Source organism: Brasilonema angustatum, from assembly GCF_059505445.1.
This window is the reverse complement of sequence record NZ_JCACKO010000137.1, coordinates 122,241-146,474: the sequence shown is the minus strand read 5'-3', so window position 1 is coordinate 146,474 and position 24,234 is coordinate 122,241. Positions and strand designations below refer to the sequence as shown.

At 43.2% G+C, this 24,234-nt stretch carries 18 protein-coding genes; 10 read left to right on the top strand and 8 right to left on the bottom strand.

The features are described from left to right. Positions 1 to 46 precede the first annotated feature (46 nt). Positions 47 to 1,765, top strand: coding sequence for a Dyp-type peroxidase (locus AC5JM2_RS26165; RefSeq protein WP_495837738.1), 1,719 nt, complete (start codon positions 47 to 49; stop codon positions 1,763 to 1,765). 54 nt (positions 1,766 to 1,819) lie between these two features. Here AC5JM2_RS26165 and AC5JM2_RS26160 read toward each other — a convergent pair whose 3' ends face one another. Beyond that, on the bottom strand, positions 1,820 to 2,686 hold the full coding sequence (locus AC5JM2_RS26160; RefSeq protein ID WP_495837737.1) for an MBL fold metallo-hydrolase: 867 nt from the start codon (positions 2,684 to 2,686) through the stop codon (positions 1,820 to 1,822). A gap of 1,162 nt (positions 2,687 to 3,848) precedes the next feature. On the opposite strand from AC5JM2_RS26160, the gene psbU reads away from it, so the two are divergent. Both psbU and nadB read left to right on the top strand, forming a co-directional pair. Then, positions 3,849 to 4,280: a photosystem II complex extrinsic protein PsbU gene (gene psbU, locus AC5JM2_RS26155; protein ID WP_495837736.1), complete on the top strand. Its 432-nt coding sequence runs from the start codon at positions 3,849 to 3,851 to the stop codon at positions 4,278 to 4,280. Between the two features lie 283 nt (positions 4,281 to 4,563). Further along, positions 4,564 to 6,243: an L-aspartate oxidase gene (gene nadB / locus AC5JM2_RS26150; protein WP_495837735.1), complete on the top strand. Its 1,680-nt coding sequence runs from the start codon at positions 4,564 to 4,566 to the stop codon at positions 6,241 to 6,243. Between the two features lie 597 nt (positions 6,244 to 6,840). On the opposite strand, the gene AC5JM2_RS26145 is transcribed toward nadB, so the two are convergent. Continuing rightward, positions 6,841 to 7,806, bottom strand: coding sequence for a vitamin K epoxide reductase family protein (locus tag AC5JM2_RS26145; RefSeq protein WP_495837734.1), 966 nt, complete (start codon positions 7,804 to 7,806; stop codon positions 6,841 to 6,843). A gap of 160 nt (positions 7,807 to 7,966) precedes the next feature. After that, the gene (gene btpA / locus AC5JM2_RS26140; RefSeq protein ID WP_495837733.1) at positions 7,967 to 8,815 is read right to left on the bottom strand and encodes a photosystem I biogenesis protein BtpA; all 849 of its coding nucleotides are present in this window, start codon (positions 8,813 to 8,815) and stop codon (positions 7,967 to 7,969) included. Between the two features lie 843 nt (positions 8,816 to 9,658). Between btpA and rimO the strand changes: the two genes are divergently transcribed. Together rimO and AC5JM2_RS26130 are read left to right on the top strand one after the other, a co-directional pair. Beyond that, positions 9,659 to 10,978, top strand: coding sequence for a 30S ribosomal protein S12 methylthiotransferase RimO (gene rimO, locus AC5JM2_RS26135; protein WP_495837732.1), 1,320 nt, complete (start codon positions 9,659 to 9,661; stop codon positions 10,976 to 10,978). A gap of 186 nt (positions 10,979 to 11,164) precedes the next feature. Then, complete coding sequence (locus AC5JM2_RS26130) at positions 11,165 to 12,709, top strand: DEAD/DEAH box helicase (RefSeq protein ID WP_495837731.1); 1,545 nt, start codon at positions 11,165 to 11,167, stop codon at positions 12,707 to 12,709. A 228-nt stretch (positions 12,710 to 12,937) separates the two neighbouring features. On the opposite strand, the gene AC5JM2_RS26125 is transcribed toward AC5JM2_RS26130, so the two are convergent. Continuing rightward, positions 12,938 to 13,393 (bottom strand): DUF2127 domain-containing protein, encoded by a 456-nt coding sequence (locus tag AC5JM2_RS26125; RefSeq protein ID WP_495837730.1) that lies wholly within the window; start codon positions 13,391 to 13,393, stop codon positions 12,938 to 12,940. A 45-nt stretch (positions 13,394 to 13,438) separates the two neighbouring features. Then, positions 13,439 to 14,821 (bottom strand): 1-acyl-sn-glycerol-3-phosphate acyltransferase, encoded by a 1,383-nt coding sequence (locus tag AC5JM2_RS26120; RefSeq protein WP_495837753.1) that lies wholly within the window; start codon positions 14,819 to 14,821, stop codon positions 13,439 to 13,441. An 83-nt stretch (positions 14,822 to 14,904) separates the two neighbouring features. Here AC5JM2_RS26120 and AC5JM2_RS26115 point away from each other — a divergent pair, with 83 nt between their 5' ends. From AC5JM2_RS26115 to folK, 5 genes are all read left to right on the top strand, one after another. Beyond that, entirely contained in the window at positions 14,905 to 16,716 is a 1,812-nt protein-coding gene (locus tag AC5JM2_RS26115) for a proline--tRNA ligase (protein WP_495837729.1), read from the top strand. Positions 16,717 to 16,788: 72 nt separating this feature from the next. Beyond that, the gene (locus AC5JM2_RS26110) at positions 16,789 to 17,604 is read left to right on the top strand and encodes an LmeA family phospholipid-binding protein (protein ID WP_495837728.1); all 816 of its coding nucleotides are present in this window, start codon (positions 16,789 to 16,791) and stop codon (positions 17,602 to 17,604) included. Positions 17,605 to 17,669: 65 nt separating this feature from the next. Beyond that, positions 17,670 to 18,323 (top strand): GerMN domain-containing protein, encoded by a 654-nt coding sequence (locus AC5JM2_RS26105; protein ID WP_495837727.1) that lies wholly within the window; start codon positions 17,670 to 17,672, stop codon positions 18,321 to 18,323. A gap of 644 nt (positions 18,324 to 18,967) precedes the next feature. Continuing rightward, a complete protein-coding gene (locus AC5JM2_RS26100) occupies positions 18,968 to 20,011 on the top strand; it encodes a D-alanine--D-alanine ligase family protein (RefSeq protein WP_495837726.1) in 1,044 nt (347 codons plus the stop codon). 192 nt (positions 20,012 to 20,203) lie between these two features. Further along, a complete protein-coding gene (gene folK / locus AC5JM2_RS26095; RefSeq protein ID WP_495837725.1) occupies positions 20,204 to 20,689 on the top strand; it encodes a 2-amino-4-hydroxy-6-hydroxymethyldihydropteridine diphosphokinase in 486 nt (161 codons plus the stop codon). Positions 20,690 to 20,833: 144 nt separating this feature from the next. Here the strand turns inward: folK and AC5JM2_RS26090 are convergent, their stop codons facing one another. The 3 genes from AC5JM2_RS26090 to AC5JM2_RS26080 form a co-directional block, all read right to left on the bottom strand. Continuing rightward, the gene (locus tag AC5JM2_RS26090) at positions 20,834 to 21,496 is read right to left on the bottom strand and encodes an HAD family hydrolase (RefSeq protein WP_495837724.1); all 663 of its coding nucleotides are present in this window, start codon (positions 21,494 to 21,496) and stop codon (positions 20,834 to 20,836) included. A gap of 559 nt (positions 21,497 to 22,055) precedes the next feature. Continuing rightward, positions 22,056 to 23,219 carry a class I SAM-dependent methyltransferase gene (locus tag AC5JM2_RS26085; protein ID WP_495837723.1) on the bottom strand — a complete coding sequence of 388 codons (1,164 nt, stop codon included), beginning with the start codon at positions 23,217 to 23,219 and terminating at the stop codon, positions 22,056 to 22,058. 54 nt (positions 23,220 to 23,273) lie between these two features. Next, positions 23,274 to 24,167 carry a dihydropteroate synthase gene (locus AC5JM2_RS26080; RefSeq protein ID WP_495837722.1) on the bottom strand — a complete coding sequence of 298 codons (894 nt, stop codon included), beginning with the start codon at positions 24,165 to 24,167 and terminating at the stop codon, positions 23,274 to 23,276. Positions 24,168 to 24,234: the final 67 nt, after the last annotated feature.

Here is a 24,234-nt window from a genome sequence, read left to right as displayed (position 1 = left end):
CCTAAGTTCTAAATAGCTTGCTTAACTTAAAAAGAGGATTTGTATTATGACTCAACAAATCATTCGTGAAGCACCTACTCCTCCTCCTTTGGCGGGTCAACTCTTAAGTAAAATGCGCCCACCTACGCCCGATGAACCTGTTCTTTGTGTGAACAATATTCAAGGCAACATTTTGGGTGGCTTCAATAAAGACTTCCAGACTCTCCTCTTCCTAGAAATTGAAAATGCAGGTTCCTTCAAGCAATGGCTCAAGACACAGATTCAGTTTATTGCCACTGCATCAGAAGTGATTGCTTTTAACCGGATATTCAAAGCAACTCGAAAACGGCGGGGTCGCGAAGGTAGTGTTAAAGCAACCTGGGTTAATGTAGCCTTCTCCTTTGAGGGACTAAAAAAACTAACCAAGGATGCTGATGCTTTCACAGATAAAGCATTTAAAGCTGGTCTAGCAGCACGCGCCTCTCAACTGAACGACCCAGTGGATAAGGACGGCAAACCCATAGGCTGGGTTGTGGGTGGACCAGACAACGGCAAAGTTGACGTGGTTTTCATTGTTGCAAGCGATGAGCATACGGACTTGCAGGCAGAAGTTGCCCGGATTGTAGAAAGTATTGTGACATTCCCAAAAGGGAGCGGTGCCAAAATCACTTTTATTGAAGAGGGTGCTACTTTACCTCCGCCCCTTTCAGGACATGAGCACTTCGGCAACTTAGATGGACTATCACAACCTGGTATTCGTGGTAGGGTTTCTGATGATCCCAAAGACCTTCTCACTCCTCGGGAAAACCCAGAGAATCCGAATCAGGGCAAACCAGGACAGGATCTTCTCTGGTCAGGAGAGTTCGTTTTCGGCTACGAGGGTCAGGATGAGAAGGCCAAAAAACTGGATGACAGTAAAGGTGAGGTGGTATCAGCAGGACCAAGCTGGGCAAATGATGGCTCTTACCTTGTTTTCCGTCGGCTACGTCAAGATGTGTTCAAGTTTCATGAGTTTCTCAAGGATACTGCTGAAGACTTAGACACCAACCCCAGAAAAGTCAGCGCAAAGCTGGTTGGTCGTTGGCCAAGTGGCGCTCCTACCGTCCGCACACCTGAAAAAGACAATCCAAGTTTAGGTGATGATGAGCTCGCCAACAATGATTTTGAATTCAACGGCGAGGATCCACCAGATGAGAACGGATTTAAGAACGACGTTGTTCCCCCTTCCAAGGATGCTACTGGTATTCGCTGTCCGTTTATCGCCCATACCCGCAAAACCTATCCACGCAACGACAAAACACCAGGGGGAAACGGGACAACTGAGGAAGAAATTATTGATACCAGCGAAGTGACGACCCAAACGCGTCGCTTGCTGCGTAGGGGTATTCCTTATGGTCCTGTATCTCCTTCAACCCCAGACAATCCACAGCAAGATCCGAACTTTGTTGATCGCGGTCTGCACTTCTTGGCTTATCAGACCTCGATTGTAGACCAGTTTGAATTTGTAACCAAATTTTGGGTTAATAATGCCGACTTCAGCGATACGGCTGCTAAAGGTCACGAGTGTGAAGGCATTTCTGAAATACCTCTTGGTCATGATCCGATCATTGGTCAAAGTGATCAAGGAGGCGATCGCACACGAACTTTCTTTATCCGCCTTGAAGATAACCAGGGTGGTTCTCAGTGTAAGAAGTTAACCGCCCCTGAAGATTGGGTGATTCCCACGGGTGGCGGCTACTTCTTTGCACCGTCAATTACTGCTCTAGAAAAAGTGTTGTCTAACTAAAAGATAGAGTCGGGCGGTGGTGAAACGGTTAAGTTGCGACACCTACCGCCCAAGCTATTCCATCCACTCAACACACTTGTGCATCTGCTTTTTCATGGTTTCCACATCAGCATGATACCTACGTCCATGACCTGGAAGCACCCACTCAAAAGTGTAATTAGCCAGTTCACGCATCGATTTAGTTTGTTCTGACCAAGAATACCAGCAGTAATCTCGAAAAGCCATAAGTTGCTTGAGACTATCAGACCATGCCAAATGGTCGCCAGTAAACAAAAACTTATTCTTATAAAGTAAGACGGTGTGTCCTTTGCTGTGTCCGGGAACTGGAATAATGAGCATATCAGAAGTCAACTCAAATAGCTCTTTTCCACTCAGATGAATTTCCACATGGCGAGTTCCAGAAGTAATATCATCTTCGTGGAGGATGCGCTGACACTGAAAATGTTCTGCGAATTTTTGATGATCCGCCACGTCATCTCTGTGAGTCAGGTACATATAACGAATTCCCCCCATCTGTTCCAAGCGCTTCACCAAAGGAGGAGTAAACCGGGGAGAATCAACCAGAATATTACCTTCCGGTCGTTCAATGAAGTAGCTAGCAGCACCATAGGAATTTTCTGAGTGATAGCCGCAATGGTAAACATTATCCTCTACAGGAATCGGAAAACTCAGTTGAGCAACTTTGACATCTTGGGGCTTTTCTACTGTACCAATGGAACTGGTAGGACAAGCCAACAGAGCTTGAAGCGCTTCTAATCTTTCCGCCTCATTGACTGGTTGGTGATAAACCACCGACTGTTCATCAACTTCTGTAAACACATCTGGAACCATCCACCGGCAAGTATCACAATCTATACAGGAAGTATCAACATAAAAATCCCCACTGACATTTTGGGGGCGACGCAGATTTAAATGAGCCATATAAAACCTCTTTCACCCAACCATTTGCAAAGGAAGGGTAACGAACGCTATATCTCCAGGTTAGCAAAAGCGTTGAAGAACTGGTCAAAAAAGCACCCAGACGTTCTCTGAGTGCTAGTCATGATTATTCTGATCTCAAGGCTTGTAATCTTCGATTAAATTAAACTTAAAGCATTAGTAAAACTTAGACAGGTTTAAAAAGTTAAAGAAAGTTTAGAACTTTGAAATAGAAATGTCATAAAAAGCAACAATTTTCCAAAGAAACCCTGATACTCACTTATCCAAGACTATTTATACGAATCAGTAAGTTTTGATTCGTCGCTTTCTAGACCAATCAAGCGATAAATGAAATTTAAAACTTTCTTCATGGTACACTCCTCAATTTCGTAATTGGTGTTATAGAGATATCTTCAACGTGTCCGCTTGCGTTTCCAGAAAAGATTTATGTCTTTTGTTGGGAGTCTAATATATGACAATCCTATTTGAGTTGTGAAACAAAGTATTAAATCAGCCAGACAAAGAGGGAGAGATATTTCGCCACACTCCTATACTGCCACCCCCACAAGAGTGTTTACCAATCATTTAGACTCTTCAGATTAAAGTGATTGGCGTCAATAAAATTTTACAAAAATTGACAAGATGATCAATCTTAGTAATTCCGTAACTAATGCTGGTCAACTTTAGAGCAGCTACGTATACTATTTACATATACGTATATCGTATCCATCTACAGTTAGTTAAGACAAACTCAGTTAAAGTAAGAGTAAGTACTTTTGTGACTGGAAATAATTTTTAGCAAAAATCTGGTAAAGCTAGGCGGCGGTAAGAATTGTGGATATTAATCGCTGTATATTAGTTTCTGATACTGCTGTGTTGATTAAGCTGTCGGCAATCAGCCAAAGCAGTTCTGAGTACAAAGTACCGAGTGCGGCAAACTGCCTGCGGAGTCTATAAGAAGCTGCCCTGCAAGCGTTTACGGCAAGCCCAACGGGCTTTACGGAAAATCGCCCTTCGCAGAACACTTCCGTCTACAATTCTTCTCCACCCTTGGAGAGTGTCCGTGGCGTCTACAGCACTTCCTACTCAGAACTTTCTGCACACTGACTGCTTTTAGCTTAAGGCTTTTATTTCATTTTGAGTGGATGAAAAGAGGTAAAAAATCGTGAAAGCATTAGTGCGTTTATTAACAGTGTTTAGTTTGTTGTTGGGATGCTTGGGATGGTTAGGAACAACTCAAACAGCTCAAGCAGCTGATTTGAGCTTAACTGCTTTTCGTTCAGTCCCAGTTCTGGCTGCTCAAAGCCTCCGCAACCCTGCAGATGAAAGACTAGCAGAGGTTTATGGTAAAAAAATTGATTTGAATAATACCAACGTGCGAGCTTTTCAAAAATATCCAGGACTGTATCCCACCCTCGCAATGAAAATTATCACGAATGCTCCTTACCAAAAAGTAGAGGATGTGTTGGATATTACCGGATTAAGCGAACGTCAGAAACACATTCTGGAAGGTAACCTAGACCACTTTACCGTCTCAGAAGTCGTACCTGCCTACACAGAAGGAGCCGAGCGCTTCAACAACGGTATCTACAGATAATCCATTTGTAGATCCTCAAGCTGCTATGTGATCCACTCCTTTTTGGGAGTGGAAATAAGTTTATTCAAGAAGAGGGACAACGAGGATAAGACGACAAGGGGAAATTCCCCGACTCCACGGCAGTCGCCTCAACGGGACGCTAGTCGCAACAACCGAACGCCAGACGCCGGGCTGTCGGGAAACCCGCCCACGGTGAGACAGCACGGCGCAGTCCTTGTCTTCGGGACGACGCTGCCTCCCCTACTTCCTCATCCCACTTCCCCTACTCCCCACACCCCCTGCTTTGCCTCAGACAGATATTAAAAGCCAATTTGATGTTATTGTTGTCGGTGCTGGTGCTGCTGGACTATACACAGCACTATGCATGCCTGCCGAGTTGCAAGTCGGCTTGATTACTAAAGAAACAGTTTCTCTCTCAGCTAGTGATTGGGCCCAGGGTGGCATTGCTGCAGCAGTCGCCCCAGAAGACTCTCCTTATCTACACATTGAAGATACCATCCAAGCGGGTGTCGGTTTGTGCGATCGCCCTGCTGTGGAATTTCTTGCCAAACAAGCTCCTAGCTGCATTCAATCCCTTGTAAACTTGGGAGTAGCGTTTGACCGTCATGGCAGCCAGTTGGCTTTAACCTTAGAAGCTGCTCATTCCCGCAACCGCGTTCTTCACGCTGCAGACACAACAGGTAGAGAAGTCACGACTACTCTCGCCAACCAAGTTCTACGACGCCAAAACATTCAAGTGATTCAGCAAGCTTTGGCTTTGAGTTTATGGCTAGAACCAGAAACACGCAGATGTCAAGGTATTAGCCTGTTTTATCAAGGTCATGTTAAATGGATAAAAGCAAATGCTGTGGTTTTGGCAACAGGTGGAGGGGGTCAGGTGTTTGCCCAAAGCACAAATCCTGCTGTTAGCACAGGTGATGGTGTGGCGATCGCATGGCGTGCTGGGGCAATTCTCAGGGATTTAGAATTTGTCCAATTCCACCCCACTGCTTTAACAAAACCAGGTCGCTTTTTGATCAGTGAAGCTGTGCGCGGCGAAGGGGCGCATCTTGTCGATAACGACGGACGGCGTTTCGCCTTTGATTATCACCCAGCAGGCGAACTTGCTCCCAGAGATGTGGTCAGTCGTGCAATTTTTAGCCATTTACAGCGCACTTCAACTGATCCAGCCACTGCTCATGTTTGGTTAGATATGCGTCCCATTCCTGCTGAAAAAATCCGCCACCGCTTTCCCAATATCATTAAAGTTTGTCAATATTGGGGTGTGGATGTTTTCTCGCAACCTATTCCCGTTGCCCCTGCTGCTCATTACTGGATGGGTGGTATTGTCACCGATTTGATGAACCGGACAAATATTCCTGGTTTATACGCAGTGGGAGAAACTACAAGTACTGGAGTACATGGAGCGAATCGCCTTGCAAGTAATTCTCTACTCGAATGTATCGTATTTGGCGCACAAATGGCAGATCTCCAGATTCCTCCAGATGTGACTCGCGTGTCAAACCTGTCAGAAAATATTGCTATACAAGAGTTTCGCGCCGATGTAACCGAATGGAAACCCCAGCAAGAACATTTAGAAGTACTGCGAGATAAAATACCACGTCTTCTTTGGCAAAGCGCTGGTATTAGCCGAGAGCAATCAGGTTTGGAAAGCGCGATCGCAACTCTTGAGTCTTGGCAGCAAGATTATATTTCTTTGCCTGTGAGTCAATTTTTGCTGTCTTTACGTCCCACAGAGTCAGCTCGTTTAGAGATACCTGACGTTGAACGGCAATTACGTTTGTGGGCGGAAACTCGCAATTTACTAGATATCGGTATTTTAATTCTTAAAAGCGCTGCCTTTAGAACCGAAAGCCGGGGAGGACATTACCGTCTAGATTATCCTCAACTAGACCCTGACTGGCAAGTCCACACGCTTATACAACAAAACAACTGGTGGAAATCTCCAGTTTTGAGCGAGTAAAGTAATACCAATTTGAAAAAAGAATGCGACAGATACACATTCTCAAACCCAAGTTTCGTCTCGGCTTTCTTTATTTTGCGAAAAGTTTGCGTGTCCGGTGAGACCAGTGCTGCGGGAGGGGAGCCAGTGCGTTGCGGGGGTTCCCCCCGTTGTAGCACCTGGCGTTTTCCCTCAGCAGGCATCTGGCGTATGCGCAAAGCGCACGCCCAGAGGTCTAAAGCGTTTGCGCAGCGCCCCTTTTAGGGGCTAGCGGAACCGTTCGGCACGGGGCCGTGCCCGTTAGGCGCAGCCGTGGCGTTAGCCATAGGGCTCAGGTTCTCCCCGATAGCCGTAATACCATTTCACTAAATCCCTGATACAAATGATTGGTTTCTAATTCTTTCCCCTTGCTCCCTGCTCGGGTGCTCCCTGCTCCCCATTTGTATCAACTTTAAAGTAAAACGGTATAAGGCGTGGCGTTAGCCATAGGGGTTTCCCGGCGCAAAACTTTTCAAGACGAATTTTGTTAGCGCAGCGGGACGCAGTCCATTTTGAATTTTGAATTGGCATAACCCACCCTCAGGCGACGAAGCCAGGGTGGGTTAGATTAACTGGAAACTATTTAAAAGCACCAGGAAAATTGTTAAAATTGCGTGGACCTTGATAGCCAGAAATTTGAGCTAATTTCTCTAATGGCTGTACGTTGGGATATTGTTTACCCTTAATTATCCAAGTGGGAAAGCCTTGAATACCCGCTGTTTTGCACAAATCTGGACGAGCATCTTTACCTTGCGGGTCACACTCAATTTTTTGAATTTCTGGATACGCCTGTTTACCGAACAGTTGCTTTTGTTCGTGGCAATGAGGACACCACCAAGCCACGTATTCTTTAGCACCAATTTTGGTTAAGTGACGTGCTAACTCAATTTCTGCTTCACCAGAAGTCGTGGTAATAGGCCAACCAACACCAGCTGTTGGATCTCCGCTTGGTTCTAAGCTCACTCCATTCGAGCTAGTTCTAGCATTAGGGTTATTTACATTGGCATAAACGCCTAAAGTCCCAATGAGCGTCACCATGCCAACAATAATGGCAGTAAAGAAAATTTGCCCAATATCATCCCATGTGCGACCAATAATAGTTAGCACTAACAGAGTCAGGGAGAATACAGCCGAAGCAAGACAGTACAGACAAAGTGCTTTGATTGTGAAAAATAACAGATACATTAAGTAGCCGCTAAAGATAGACATGGCGATCGCACCTGCCAAAAGCAGCAACCATGTCACATTTTCCAGCTTTGTCCGGCTATTTTTATTTTTCGCTGGATCAACTGCTAAAGGAGCCAAAGCGAAGATTGCCATGCTGGCGTAAGCTAGGAAGCCAAACAAAGCTAGAGGTAGCCCCAAAACTGTCGCATAGGGGCTAGAAAGTACTAAATCACAGCTCTTGGTGGGGCAAGCGGCAGATGCTTGTGTCAACTTAACGACAGTCAGATAAGCTGTTGTTAATGCACCACAAGATGCGATCACGGCAATTAAGATCCGCGACTTTTTATGAATCCAGGGAATAGAACGACGGCGACTCATAAACTGCAATAAAGAATTGGGAATAAAAGACTAGGATTTGGGAATAGGAAATTGGAATGTATGAGTTGTTGGTTGCTAGTCATTAGTTTTTTTTACTCATTACTTCTTAAGTAACTACTAGCGACTACTTGTTCCCCATTCCCAATTCCCCGTTCCTCAGTTACGAGTGTAGCTTTAGCTCGGAAGTTGATTTTGTTTCACCTTTAGAGTTCCAACCTTTACGTGCAGCTTCTACAAACTGACTAACTCGATTTGGATCTATCGGTTGCTCACGACGACCGTGGCGTTTCAAAGCACTGGAAACAATCACACCATCTGCCGCCTGTATCAGTGTAGCAATGTTTTCTAAACTTGCTCCACTACCAATAAACACTGGAGTGCCGTTAGCAGCAGAAGACGCCAATTCCAAATCTTCTGGGTTTGTAGGATGACCCGTTGCCCAGCCAGATATAATTACCGCATCTGCCAAACCGCGATCAATGGTGTCTTGCACTGCTGTGGTGAGATTCACAGCACTCAAGGGACGAGCGTGCTTGACCAACACATCAGCAAATATTTTGACATCGCTGCCTAACTCCCGCCGATAGCGCAGGAGTTGATGAGCTTCTCCCTCAATAATACCCTGGTCAGTTGCCATGACACCTGTGAGGACATTAACGCGGATAAATTGCGCTCTGACACAGCTGGCGATCGCCATTGCACTTCTAGCGTCGTTCCGTAAAACATTTATACCTACAGGCAGCGTTACCATATTTTGTATCCGCTGTACCAACATAGTCATTGAACTCACAACTGCTGGATCGACCTGGTTTTTAGCAAACGGCGCGTCGAAAAAATTTTCTACAATAATACCGTCAACCCCTCCACTTGCCAGGGCTGTTGCTTCTTGCTCGGCACGGTCAACGACTGCTTTGAGGCTACCTCCCCAACGGGGCGAAGTAGGTAACGGTAGTAGGTGAACTACGCCTATAATTGGTGTTCGGGTTTTAAATAGCTGATATAAGTCCACGTCTTTAACCCGCTTTGCGGAGTCATCAGTCCTTAGTCATTTATCATTTGTTATTATCACTGGTGACTATTGACTATTGACTCATAATTCACTACTAATTAATTAAGTTTGCTTTTTATCACGATTTGTTTCAACTAAATCGTTAAACAATTCTATTTGTTATTTGCAGCCAACTAGCATTTCCGACGACTTGCCAGTACTGTTTTATTTGATTTTGGCTCCAGAATCGTCTACCTCCTCCTTAGGATGGAATGTGGCAGTCAACTTTCCATAAGATATGTTAAGATAATGTTGACACACAAGAGGAGTTTGCCACTCACTAAACGCGAGGCAGCTTCCCGTGGATAAGGCATCTCGCCTATTACTTCTTTCAGGCATTGGCTGAATGGAGGGATAGCATTACCGTTATGCAGGCGTTTTAACGCGCTATTTTCCTTAGGGTAGCGACTTCTCAAAAAGCGCCACACACAGTTGGTTCTGGGGAGGTGAACAATTGCAATCATTAACCTGACCAATTTCTAAATCGAGAGTGGCTTCCCAAGAGGTAAATTAACAACACACACGTAACGGTAATGTAAAATACCAACAGGCAATTTATAAACAAAGATTAACGACTAGTGTCAAACTTATCAAACTGTTGCTTATTTTCTCTTGACCAACAGATTAATAGAGCTATCATAGCATGAACTCTATCTTGATCATGGTCATAGCTGTCTGAGGCTGTATATAACTAGAAAGTCATAGCAAAATTAGGAGGTTTTTACCAACCTCATGATGTTTGAAGCAAAAAACTAGCCCTTAAACCATTGAAGTACATGAAAAAACCTAAAGATTTTTGTGAATATGGGTGACAAGCCAACAATTGCAATTTCTCACTTAGGCTGTGAGAAAAATAGAGTAGATACAGAACATATGCTCGGACTGCTAGTAGAAGCAGGGTACGGCGTAGATTCTAATGAAGAGTTAGCAGAATATGTTATAGTTAATACATGTAGTTTTATTGAAGCGGCAAGAGAAGAATCTGTTAGAACTTTAGTAGAACTGGCAGAGGCAGATAAAAAAATAGTTATCACAGGCTGTATGGCGCAGCACTTCCAAGAACAGTTGTTGGAAGAGTTGCCTGAGGCAGTAGCAGTGGTGGGAAGCGGGGATTATCACAAAATAGTGGATGTTATTCAGCAAGTAGAACAAGGTAAGCGGGTTAAGCTCGTTAGTTCACAGCCAACCTACATTGCTGATGAGACCACACCCCGTTATCGCACCACAACAGAAGGAGTGGCTTACCTGCGGGTTGCTGAAGGTTGTGATTACCGATGTGCTTTTTGCATTATCCCCCACCTGCGGGGAAACCAGCGATCGCGTACCATAGAATCAATCGTTACCGAAGCAGAGCAGCTAGCAAGTCAAGGTGTACAAGAAATCATTTTGATTTCCCAAATTACCACCAATTACGGTATTGATATTTATGGCAAGCCGAAATTAGCTGAATTACTTCGTGCTTTGGGGAAAGTCAATGTGCCGTGGATTCGTATACACTATGCCTATCCAACCGGACTTACCCCAGATGTGATAACAGCAATTGGTGAGACATCTAACGTCTTACCTTACCTGGATTTGCCCTTGCAGCATTCCCATCCAGACATTCTCCGCGCTATGAATCGTCCCTGGCAAGGACGGGTGAACGATGGGATTATCGAACGCATAAAAGAGACATTACCAAAAGCTGTGCTGCGAACGACGTTGATTGTCGGTTTTCCAGGAGAAACACAGGAACATTTTGAGCATCTGTCGCAGTTCATCCAGCGTCATGAATTTGACCATGTGGGTGTGTTTACCTTTTCAAAAGAAGAAGGAACACCTGCCTACAACCTACCAAATCAGCTGCCTCAATTCGTCATGGATGAGCGGCGGAACGTAATCATGGAACTCCAACAGCCGATTTCTTTAAAGAAAAATCAACTTGAAATTGGCAAAGTCGTTGATGTTCTGATTGAACAAGAAAATCCTGTAACAGGACAGTTAGTTGGTCGTTCTGGCAGGTTTTCCCCAGAAGTAGACGGGCAGGTATTTGTTCATGGAGAAGCACGGTTAGGAACCATCGTACCAGTAGCTATCCAAAAAGCTGATGCTTACGACCTTTATGGTCACGTTGTCACCAACTAAGTTGTCATTTGTGAGCCAGCCGTTGCCAAGGAAAGTTTTCAACTATCTGGCGAGTGTCGCTCATCACAAAGTGTACGCGACTTTAAACGTCAAAAGACTTGTCATAGGCATACGCTAGGAGTTATTTGTCTTTTGAGACATCACAAATGACTCATCAAAAAACCAAATGAACATATAGGAGAGTTAATGAATCTTTCGTTTTTAGATTTAGGAATTTCACAAGAGTCTGCTCAGCTATTAGAAAAACTAGGCTTTAGCGCACCAACAAACATCCAAGCGCAAGCAATTCCACACCTGTTATCAGGTCGTGATGTCGTAGGTCAATCACAAACTGGAACAGGAAAAACAGCAGCATTTTCCCTGCCAATTATAGATCAGGTGGATGTGACTCAAAAAGCTGTCCAAGCTTTGGTTCTAACACCAACTCGTGAGTTAGCTATTCAAGTTCACGATGCGATCAATCAATTTATTGCAAACCAAGATTTGCGGGTTTTAGCAATCTACGGTGGTCAATCGATAGATCGTCAAATGTTACAACTCAAACGCGGCGTTCATATGGTAGTAGGTACGCCAGGGCGAGTGATAGACTTGCTTGATCGAGGCAGTTTGAAGCTGGATCGGGTGAAATGGTTTGTGTTGGATGAAGCTGATGAAATGCTAAGCATGGGCTTTATCGACGATGTAGAGAAAATTCTCTCTCAAGCCCCCAAAGACCGCCAGACAGCTCTATTCTCGGCAACAATGCCTCCCTCAATTCGTCAATTAGTCAACAAGTTCTTACGTTCGCCGGTCACAGTAACTGTTGAGCAGCCAAAAGCCGCTCCTAACAAAATTAATCAGGTGGCTTATGTTGTACCCCGCCACTGGACAAAAGCCAAAGCATTACAGCCAATTCTCGAAATGGAAGACCCAGAATCGGCTTTAATATTTGTTCGCACTAGACGTACAGCAGCAGAACTCACCAATCAACTGCAAGCAGCTGGTCATAGTGTGGATGAATATCACGGTGATTTGTCGCAGCAAGCGCGGGAACGGTTATTGATACGGTTCCGCAATCGTCAAGTACGGTGGGTCGTTGCAACGGATATTGCAGCACGAGGTTTAGACGTTGACCAGTTGTCTCACGTGATTAACTTTGACTTACCCGATAGCGTAGAAACCTATGTTCACCGGATTGGTCGTACTGGTCGAGCTGGTAAAGAAGGTACAGCCATTTCTCTGGTGCAGCCTTTTGAACGACGCAAGCAGCAAGTGTTTGAACGCCATAATCGGCAGACTTGGCAAGTGCTGTCGATTCCTACACGGACACAAATTGAAGCGCGGCAGATAGAGAAATTGCAAACTCAAGTGCGAGAAGCATTGGCAGGTGAGCGTTTAGCTTCATTTTTACCAATGGTAAGTGAGCTGATTGAACAATACGATGCTCAGGCGATCGCTGCAGCAGCGTTGCAAATTGCTTACGACCAAACCCGTCCTGCTTGGCTGCAATCAGAACCAGACATTACAGAAGAAGATCTCGTACCGCCAACTCCCAAACCCAGACTGCGCTCAAATCGTCGTGGTGAGTTGTCTTCTGATCGCCCCCGCTCCTCTTGGTCTTCATCCGACACCAACAACACAGAAGGAGAAAAACGTGGCAGTCCCAAGCCCAAACTGCGGACAGGACGTCGCGAGACTTCAGTGTCTCCAAAAAAGCTAGGTTACGGGGCAGCTAGGGAAACAGCTTCTTAGGTTCTCGTGATGAGTCATAAGTCATGAGTTCCTGACTTTTAACGACTGGCTTTTAGTTCAGGTAAAGGTTGATAAACTTATCAATCTGGGCAATTTCATCATCACTCAAAATCAGCCCAATGTGCGAGCATGCTTTGTATTGGTTGGGCTGTTTTTGCATTTGTAATTTCTCCATTTTTCCCTTAATATCTAGGCGTCAGCGTCAAAATAACTGTACAAATTAGATTGCTATTGATGAGCCTTTCTATCGTTAGGAACTTCTCGTAGAAGATAGATAAAAATTCCAATGTTAATGATAAAGGCAAGTAACTTGAGCAAGGAAAATCCTTTAATCAATTCATAAATTTCGGGTGGAATGCTGATTCCTACCACACCTATCACTAGCCACCTTGCCCAAGCCTTCTTTAACCATAGTCCTACAGCTTCAATTATTGTTACGACTGCGTAAACTGCTGTCACAACCCCACCAAACTGAAGAGTTTTTGGGTTCAAATTTAAGATTTTGTTCACACCCCAAGCTATAATTCCTTGCTTAGAAGCAAGTTCGAGTGAATCAGCAAACTGTTGTAACTCTTGACGATGTTTTAAGGTCAAAAAAATCGATATCGCACTGAGAAGGAATAGTATAGCTGTAAAAAACTTGTAGCAAATGATTGCAATTAAACCAGGCGTACGTTGACTCATGGGGAGAGTATATTCTACAGTGAAGGATTAGCCACAAGCGGAACACTACCTTATCAAATCCTCCATCGCCAGTTGTAAGTCCTTCGTTAAATCAGCAACCGCTTGCCTTGCACCTTGACGACTTGCCTGATAATTTGGATAACGTTCAGAAACAGATATCGGCTCACCTACTGTTATTTTTACCTCTTGCTTGCCAAGTGTTCGGTAATGTGAAGGGCTACCGCCTCTGATTTTAGTCACCATATTCCATATCAGTAAGGTTGTCTCCGCAAAGCGTTCTGGTGTGGGTTTTTCTCGTACGTATTTACCTGTGACAGCAACGAAATTTTCCACCAGCCTCATGTGCCACATCCGCAAATTGGCTTCTTCGGCAATGCGATCGCCTAAACCGCGTTCTAAAGGTGAGAGTGCTTTGACATCCTTAAATTCTTCACGAAAAATATAATTCCAGCCAGCCTGTTCTACGCGACGACAGCGATCATTAAAATTTCCTTTGGGTTGTAAGTCAAAATACTGTTCGGCAACTTGTAACACAATATTTAACAAAGCGTTCAGACGAGATGCCAACAGTTCATTGACATCTTTTGCTTCTTCTTGCAGAGGCAGTTTTTGATGATAGAACCGCGTGTAAAACTTTTCCATTAAAGACAATAAATGTTCGCCTAAACGAAACAAGCGTGGATAGAGAGAGTCGAAAGTGCTCTGTTGTGAGTGGCTTTGTGCGTCTACAGGTACACCGCTGTTCACTTCCAATTCGGTTAAAAGTTTGGCGATCGCATCCCAAGGAGCAGAGATGTAACTATATTTAATTCCAACTGGTACAATAAAAACCTGCTCATGTCGATTGTCTTTGTGCAAATCTTCAGCACACCAAAAGCCGAGTTGAGCAATGCCGGGTTCCAATGGGTTGACAATTTCTGAAAGACCATTCGTGGCTCCTTCTGGTGCAGCCGCCATCGGGAACTGACCATTGGCAAACAAATCACGCGCTGATCGTAACCCCGTCCAATCTGCCTTACCTCGGACGATAGGCGTCCCACCCAAGCGTGAAGCAACCCAGCCAATGTAAGAACCAGCCCATAGAGGAATTCCCCGGTCGTAGATAAAATGAGCGTGAATCGGAGGCTGTAGCACTACACCCTTGTGTCGTGCTAGCTTTGGCAAAATGTGGGAAAGCAAGTACACCAGACAAAGTGGATCTTCTGCCTTGGGATGACGAAATGCGATTAAAAAACGGATTTTGCGATCCTGAAACTGGCGATAAAGATTCAGCAATACTTCCGGGTTGTCTGCTTCAATATGACTAATTGCCGTTCTCCAGTGTATTAAGCTGGGTAGGAACAACTGGCAAACTCGTAAAAACCAGGGGTCTAGCGCTGGAGGGATAAATTCTAGGGGTGGCTGTGCTTGATAAACGACATCAGGCAAGGTAATTTGCTCCTGAAGCTGCAAGCCTTCATTTTAAACTGTAACTGAAATAGAGATGATCGAATTTGGAAAGGGGACAAACGATGCGACTGTCACAAATGTTATTTCTCACACTCAGGGATGATCCAGCAGATGCTGAAATTCCCAGTCATAAACTTTTGCTTCGTGCAGGATACATTCGTCGCATCGGTAGCGGTGTCTATGCCTATCTTCCGCTCATGTGGCGAGTACTGCAAAAAGTCTCCCAAATTGTCCGGGAAGAAATGAACGCCGCTGGCGGACAAGAATGTCTCTTACCCCAACTTCAACCGGCTGAGTTGTGGAAGGAGTCTGGACGCTGGGACACCTACACCAAAGCTGAGGGTATCATGTTCGCCCTCAAAGATCGTCGCGAGCAGGAACAAGCCCTAGGACCAACTCACGAGGAAGTCATCACGACAATTGCTCGTGATATGATTCGTTCCTATCGTCAGCTACCACAGCTGCTCTACCAAATTCAAACTAAGTTCCGTGATGAAATTCGCCCCCGTTTTGGTTTGATGCGCGGACGAGAATTCATCATGAAGGATGCTTACTCCTTCAACGTAGATGAAGAAAGTCTAGAAAAAACATATCAGGATATGCACATCGCCTACAGTAATATACTGCGGCGGTCTGGCTTGGCTTTTCGTGACGTCCAAGCCGATTCTGGTGCAATAGGTGGTTCTGCTTCTCAAGAATTTATGGTGCTGGCGGAAGCAGGCGAAGATGAAGTCCTCTACACTAAAGATGGGCAATACGCGGCGAACGTAGAAAAAGCAGTTTCTTTACCACCAGACGCGCAACCCTCTGCATTTACCAATTACGAAAAACGAGAAACACCAGGGACGGAAACAATTGAGAAAGTCTGTGAATTTTTGAAATGTTCCTCCACCCAACTTGTGAAAAACGTTCTTTACGAAACAATTTTTGATAATGGAACATCAGTATTAGTGCTGGTGAGCATCCGAGGTGACCAAGAAGTTAATGATGTCAAGTTACAAAATGAATTGACAAAGTTAGCTCCGAAGTACGATGCGAAAACAGTGATTAAACTTGCAGTACCAGATACAGAAGCTCAAGGGAAATGGGCTAGTAAGCCTTTGCCCTTGGGTTACATTGCTCCTGATGTTGCGGATGATTATATTAAATCTGTGAAGAATATAGCACCAGGCTTTTTACGTTTGGTCGATAAAACAGCAGCTGATTTAAAAAACTTTGTCACGGGTGCCAATGAATCTGGCTACCACGTCGTCGGGGCAAATTGGGGTGAGCAATTTAAGTTACCAAAAATTATAGTAGATGTGCGTAAAGCAAGATCAGGCGATCGCGCAAAGCACAACCCAGAGCAAACCCTAGAAAGTGCTCGTGGGACCGAGGTAGGTCACATATTTCAACTGGGCACTAAGTATTCCATCGCAATGGGTGCAACTTATACCAACGAACAGGGTGAAGAAAAACCTCTACTGATGGGTTGTTTTGGTGTAGGTGTGTCACGCTTGGCTCAAGCTGCTGTAGAGCAATCTTACGACAAAGATGGAATTATTTGGCCAGTGGCGATCGCACCTTATCACGCGATTGTTACAATTCCTAACATCAACGACGCCCAACAAGTGGAGATCGCCGAAAAACTGTACGCCCAACTCAATCAAGCAGGAGTTGAAACCTTACTAGATGACCGTAATGAACGGGCAGGAGTAAAATTCAAAGATGCAGATTTGATTGGCATTCCATACAGAATTGTCACCGGACGAGCGATCGCCAATGGCAAAGTCGAAGTTGTGGAACGAAAAAGTCGTAAATCACAAGAAATTGCGATCGCTGACGTTGTATCTACACTAAAGCAGTGGATTCAATCGGTGAACAGTGAACAGTGAACAGTGAAAACTGGTAACTGGTAACTGGTAACTGATAACTGGTAACTGAATACCACTATCACAAACGAAAACATGGAATTCTTCATACTCCTTGTATCTGGCTTGTTAGGGTTAGTGACTCCGGTAGGACTGGTGGTTGATCAGACGGCTGAAAATGCTATCCGTTCTCAGTTGGCTCAAGTAGAACAATTGCAAGTGCGAGTTGACAATGCCGCTACTCACCAATTGCTGCAAGGCAAGGTAGAAAAGGTGCGTGTTGCAGCGCGTTCTTTGCAACTCAAGAAGTGGCAAGACATTCGGATTGCAGCTTTAGAATTGGAAACTGATGCAATTGAATTAGAACCGCGCAGTCTGGGAAAAAAACGACCATTATTCAAACGACCTTTACAAGCTGGTGTCCGTTTGGTGTTAACTCAACAGGATATCAATAAACTCATACAATCACCTCAATTTCTGGTGATGTTACAAAAGCTAAAAATTAACACAGGCGGTTCTTCAAACACAGCGCAGAAGAATTATGTCTATCATTTTACCAATCCAAATGTAAAATTTTTAGCCGACAACCGCTTGAGTGCCCAAGTAGAATTACAGGATAGAAGTCTGGATAAGCCCTTGTTAATTAGGGTGGAATCAGGATTTCGTATCGTTGGTGGCAGGAATATCCAGTTAGTTAACCCAATTGTGGCAGCCAATGGAGAACAGGTTCCACCTCAATTTGTCAACACAGTTGTGAACAATCTCAATAAACGATTGGATTTAAGCAATCTGGAAGGTGACGGTCTACAAGTGCGAATCCTAAAATTGAATATGAAACCAGAAGAGTTAGAGATTGCCGCATTTTTGCGAGTAGAGCCATCTTCTAGGTTTTTGGAAACCCCTAGTTTATAAGTATCGTCGTTAACCAGGCTTCTCCTCATACAAATACTATTTCAGCCTAAAGGTAGGTTTTCAATATGAAAGAACAGCAAGGATCTAACCGTTTCTCTCCAGGTATTATTGCAGCTATAACAGCAGCGGTTATTGCAGTGGGTGGTGGTATAGCTTTTTTTGCCAGCAAACCCGCAGATAATAATAATAATAATAGTGCTCGTATTGCTCCTCCTAATAATCCCCCTGTACAAATCCCTGTTCCAGCACTAAGTCAACCTCCAGTATCAGCAAACAAGGTGGGTGATGAGCAAAAGGCTGAAGTTTTTTGGCTGCAAGATACAGGTAGTGGGTTTAAGTTGGTTCCCCAAACAGTTCAAGTCAAAGCTCTTGGGAAGTCGCCTAACGAAGTTTTAGAAGGAGCTTTCCAACAGTTATTAGCTGGACCAACAGAAAGCAGCGAAACTACCACAATTCCACAAGGAACAAAGCTACTGGGTGTTAAGGCAGCAAGTGATGGTGTCCATGTCAATTTATCAGAAGAATTTGAAAGTGGAGGTGGTAGTTCTTCTATGATGGGTCGCGTGGGGCAAGTTCTCTACACCGCTACGGCTGTAGATAAGAATGCCAAAGTCTACATTGAAGTAAACGGCAAACCTTTAGAAACTTTAGGCGGCGAAGGTCTGGAGTTAGAACAGCCATTGACACGTGAAAGCTTTGATAAAAATTATTCACTGTAAGTTAGGTAAACAGTTTCATCCCCCAGTTGAAACCAGGGGATGAATTTTCGTAAGAATTCTTCAACTGTAAGGGGCAAAGGCAAAGGGGAAAAGAATATGAAAAAACCTTTCCCTTTTAACTTTTCTCCTTTCTCCACAACAGTAGCAATTATTATTTTTGCAATCTTGTCTATTGTTTTTTCGGTTCAGGCAGGATAGAAACGGGCTTTTGGGTTAAAAAATAAATATAGCAGTCCTAAATGAGATTGTAAATTCTCCCATGAGGGCTCTTAACAGGGAACGCTTAAACAGGGAACGCTTAACAGGAATTGTTTATAAATGATTTAGGATTGCTATATCATTTTGCTGACCAGAACTAGTATACAGGGCGCGGAAATAAAGCACCCTATATTAAAATCCAACGTATGATTATTTTTACAACTCTGTTTAAGTGTAAAAACTTACACCTATAAGCCCCTACACTCAGCCTACGGGGCGTCCGCCGGGGGGAGTATCCCCCCGGCAGACTTTGGTGCTGCACAAACGCCCTTCACACCCTTAGACTCTTACACCCTGCCGTAGGGCTTTGACCTGAAATGTTTACTGCTTAGGGCTTGTTGTCAAAATTATTATATTCTGTATAACAGTACCTAAGAAGATGAATCATGTCAGTACTTCGTATCCTTCATGTAGCAGGATCTCCATCCAGTGATTTTTACCGTGAATTGTCACGCAATTACGCCCATAGCTGTCTGGTAGCTACGGCAAATCCATCGCGCTACGAATTTTTAATTGCATACATCACACCTGATGGTCTGTGGCGATTTCCTTCCTCTCTGAGTCTTGAAGATATTGCTGTCGCCAAACCGCTTTCTCTGTTAGAAGCTATACAGTTTATAACAGCGCAAAACATTGACGTTATGTTGCCACAAATGTTTTGTCTGCCTGGAATGATTGAGTACCGCGCACTATTTGACTTGCTTAAGATCCCTTACATAGGAAATACTCCGGATATCATGGCATTAACAGCTCACAAAGCCAAAACCAAAGCAATTGTCGCAGCAGCAGGGGTCAAAGTTCCTTCTGGAGAAGTGCTCCGCAAAGGAGACGTTCCCACAATTACACCTCCAGCAGTCATCAAACCCGCAAATGCCGACAACTCTTTAGGGGTGTCCTTAGTCAAAGAAGCTAGTGAGTATGACGCTGCCCTCAAGAAAGCATTTGAATTTGCTTCGGAGGTGATCGTAGAGACATTCATTGAAGCCGGTCGAGAAGTCAGATGCGGTGCCATTGTCAAAGATGGGGAACTCATCGGTTTACCTATGGAAGAGTATATGATAGACCCCGAAGTCAGACCCATCCGCAGCTATACTGACAAATTCAAGATACCCATCGAGGGCGACTTGGCTTCAACTGCTAAGAATTATGTCCCTGGTTGGATTGTAGATATTAATGACCCGATCACCCAAAAGGTTCAGCAAGAAGTTAAGAAGTGTCATTTGGCTTTGGGCTGTCGCCATTATAGTTTATTTGACTTCCGAATCGACCCACAGGGACAACCTTGGTTCTTAGAAGCCGGGTTGTTTTGTATTTTTGACCACAACGCTGTGGTTGCCTGTACGGCGAACAAAGTGGGAATTTCTTTAGATGAGTTATTTCAGACGATGATCAATCAAGCCTTGGGCAAGCAAGCGTTGGGCAAGATATGATACTTGACAAATTACCCCTTTGAAGAAACACAGGGGTGTAAGGCGAAGTAGCAAGCATTTTAGAGTTGGGAATCCAAACATACCTAAAAATCAGGAAAGTCTGTGTAAATAAGAGTTTGGCAGTTTGATAAGCAAAACTAGTCTAAACTCTAAAAATAAGTGCTATCGTCTTAAACTTTTGAAAAACTTGCAATGACACAGCTTTCACTTAGCGCGATCGCTCTCGGGAGTAACCTTGGCAACTCCCAAGCCATCTTAGAAGCTGCCCTAGAAAAACTGGATCAAATTCCAGATATTACGGTAATATCACATTCTAGTTGGTATAGAACAAAACCAATAGGACCATCACAACCAGATTATCTCAATGGCTGTGCCCTATTAGAAGTCCAGTTAAGTCCCCAGAAATTGTTAGAGACTCTGCTGAGAATTGAACAAGAGTTTGGTAGGGTACGTCAAGAACGTTGGGGACCAAGAACCCTAGATTTGGATGTACTTTTGTTTGATGATTTAATTTTAGAGACACCCGATCTGCAAATCCCTCATCCACGGATGACAGAAAGAGCCTTTGTTTTGATACCATTAGCCGAAATTGCTCCTGATTGGATAGAACCCGTCTCAGGCATGCCGATCTCCCAACTCGTTCAAAAGGTTGATTGTTCTGGAGTTATTCAAAACTGAATTTAGCTTCTGTGTACATTGCTTGGGAATATTTTTGGAGCAGATATCATCAACACAGATTCGTCAAACTCAATATTAGACTTCTCCAAAAATTAAAAATCAACCACCCTTTCATTGGGATTTCAAACTCATTGTTATAAATGTCTAATGCATTAACGCAATAGCATCAGCCAAACTAGATAAAACAAGGAAGGCATTTTTCTTTACGTCCTCGTCTGGTAATGCTTGATTAGGCACCATAATAGCCATACATCCAGCAGCAACAGCAGATCTGATACCGTTATTTGAATCTTCAAATACTACTATATTCTTTGGCTGACGATTCATACAACGACTTGCTAAGGTATAAATTTCAGGATCGGGTTTTCCCCGTTGGATTTGATCGGCGGTACAAATTACATTAAAGCCTTGTAAATAACGGGTTTGACTGAGATGCATTTTTACGTGTTCCCAAGTTGAACTGGTTGCCAAACCTATAGAAACCCCCTGTTTTTCCAAATAAGAGAACAAAGCTTCAAATCCATCTCTAAACTTTACGCCTTTTTTCTTTAGCGTTTCCTGATATTGCTGTTGTAAAAGTTGATTAAAAATCTCGACTGAGAACTTTTCTCCAAAAGTTTTACTCAATATTTTATCGCATTCAGCATGAGGAATTCCTAACAGTTGAGCATAACATTCATCATTGATAAAATAGCCCAATTGGCTAGCTGCATATTGATATGCATGCTTATACCAAGAGCCATTATCAAGTATTAAGTCATCCATGTCAAAGATCACACCGTCAAAATATCGATCCAGTATCTTCATAATTTTTCACAGAAAGATAACTTTGTTGAATCTAAAGATTGTCACACCGTTCGTTTGACACTTAGACGCCTCCGAAAACTGCAAACAAAGTTTATGCAAGGCTTTAAAACTAAGTCTTGCAGACATTCAGTTAATATATAGGAATCCGGTTTGATTTCTGTTAGCTTGCGTGGCGGAGCCATACTAACTCGTCAGGGCAGAGAACAGGGAAGGCTTAACAGGGAAGAAGCAATAAAGGTGTACGGAGTTTTTTTCAAAAATCAAATAGGAGTCCTATAGCAATCAGATATCTACATCGTTACTGATAGTTCAAAGTAGAAAAAGATAGAACTACTAGTAGAAAAAGCGATAGTACAAAGCAGCCGCCACACACGCGAGCATCTTTTTTTATAAGCTTGAATTTGTTTTATTCCTAGTGAATGTTTGTGGATATAACAAAGCACAATGCTTATTTTTCTTTCTAAGTAGTGGATTTTTCTTTCCTCTTCTACTACTTTGTTGTGCAGAGTTTATATGTCGGACGAGTCTATTAACCTTAGATAAAAATTCTCACATTTGATCAGTCTTTTCCATTTACAGAAAGTATAGCAATCAGAGTATGACCTACTCCCAGACCGGGTTGTGCGCTTGATTCCAACCGACACAAATACTTGGCTAAAGTTGGTTCAACAAAATTGGCACGAAAATTGCCATGATCAAAGTTACTTTCTTGAAGCCGTGATAATTCTTGTTTCAATTCTGCCGCTTGTTCTGGCAATGAAATGTTATCTTGAATATTAAGATGTTCCCCACAAAATTCCGCCGCTTCCAGAACCAACTGATTCCACATTTGAGAAAATTTCTCGAAGAACTCCTTCACAGGAGATGGTGCAAGAGGCAATTCACACCGAAACAGTAATTCTTGAAAATCTGTTATGTCCTCAGATTTGTACAAGGAGTTAATCACTTCACGATAGGGGGGGATAACAGGATTATATTCTCGGGTTGATGTATGACGTCCGACCATAATTGATCGATCAAAAAACTCCAGGTCAGAAATTTTACAATTCTCCTGTTCGGCAGCTTCATGGATCATTTGCTTCAGTTCAGGACTGTAGTAGCAAGTCATCATCATGGATTCTTGCTCTTGCCCTTCTGCTAAAAAGCTCATTCGATAAGGCCAACGACTGTGATTCCACTGTGATACCCATTCTATTGAGTATTGTCCTAAAACATCAATAACCACTAGAGATTGGGTTTGATTTTTTTTAATCACCCTAAATATATTTTCTAAAGTATGTCGGGTTTCTTCTTTTGTGAGATGGGAATAGGGGACACCACAAGATAAATAAATTTCTGTTGGTTGGTCTGGAATGTTGAACCTAAAATCAGTTACTTGAAAATTGACATTGGGAGTGTCTTCCCATTTTTTTTCAGCTACTTTAACCATTTCCAAGCTGTTATCCAAACCGAAATAGTAGATATCTTTACCGTGAAGTCCGACATAATCCAAAGCATTTTGAACTAAAACCAATCCTCCACCTATTCCACATCCAAAATCCATAATCCGTAATGATTTAGGAGAGTATGTCTGTTCTAGTTTTTGGATAGCCTGACCAATCACTGTGCATGAAAACAGTTCCTCCCATTCGCTTTTGACGCTATCTTTCCTTTTGGGGGATAAGTAGTGGTTAACTGCACTCTTATATCGATCTTGATTTCCAATCGCCATAAAATTTGACATATTCGCTGGTTAGGGAAGCTCCTAATAACTTACCATCAAAGAAAGATATAAACATTAAAATAAACTGAGAGTATCTAAAACTCCTTTAACTTTAGCAACTTCATGAGTTCTGAGGAGATCGCTTTTTCCCAATATTGCTAAAACTGCCGTAAAAGCCTGAGAACTTCTGAATTCTTCTCCAAAACATTCCAGTGCAGTAGGAACTATATTGCAAACTGGGAACCCCAACTTTCTCAGCCTAAAAGAATTTAAAAGAGTTTGGATTTGATATCGAATTCGCTGCGACTTGTGTTTGTAGTAAAAATTTTGATATCCAAAACCCATTCCTGGGTCAATAAATATTTTTCTTACACCTAGTTTAGTGGCTGTTTCTATCTCTTTGGCAAAATAATCATATACTAAATCTATTGGATCTTCAGTAAACGTAAACTCACCAACCTCTCTAACATTTTTTCCCTGAAGATAACAGATAATAATTCCTGCGTCGAACTCAGAAACCGCCCGATAAATGTCTTGACTGTTCTCACCTCCAGTTAAGTTGATGACATTTGCGCCTGCCCGTAAACATTCTCTAGCTACTTCCGTGTAGTAGGTTTCAATTGAAGTCAACACACCTTTTTGATTGAGAGTTTTAAGAACAGGTAGAAGTTGACTTTTTTGTTGAAAATCTTCAACTCTTGCGGCTGTTAATGCTGTAGACTCAGTACCAATGTCTACAATATCGGCTCCTTGATCTGTTAACACTACTCCACGACGAACCGCTTGTTCCGAACTGTAACAAATGCTATTCTTATACCAAGAATCAGTGGAAAGATTAACGACTCCTAAAATTGCTTGTCTAGAATTAAAATTAAAGTGCTTGTTTCCAATTGTAAACTCTTCAACTTTGGCATTGAATGAATCTTGATGCTTTGCATAAATGTTGTAGATATCTTCGAGAGTAAGCATTTTTAACTTTGTTAGTAATGAAGAAGAATTTTGGGTTTTCCAGTACCTGTTATGCCAAACTAGAAGT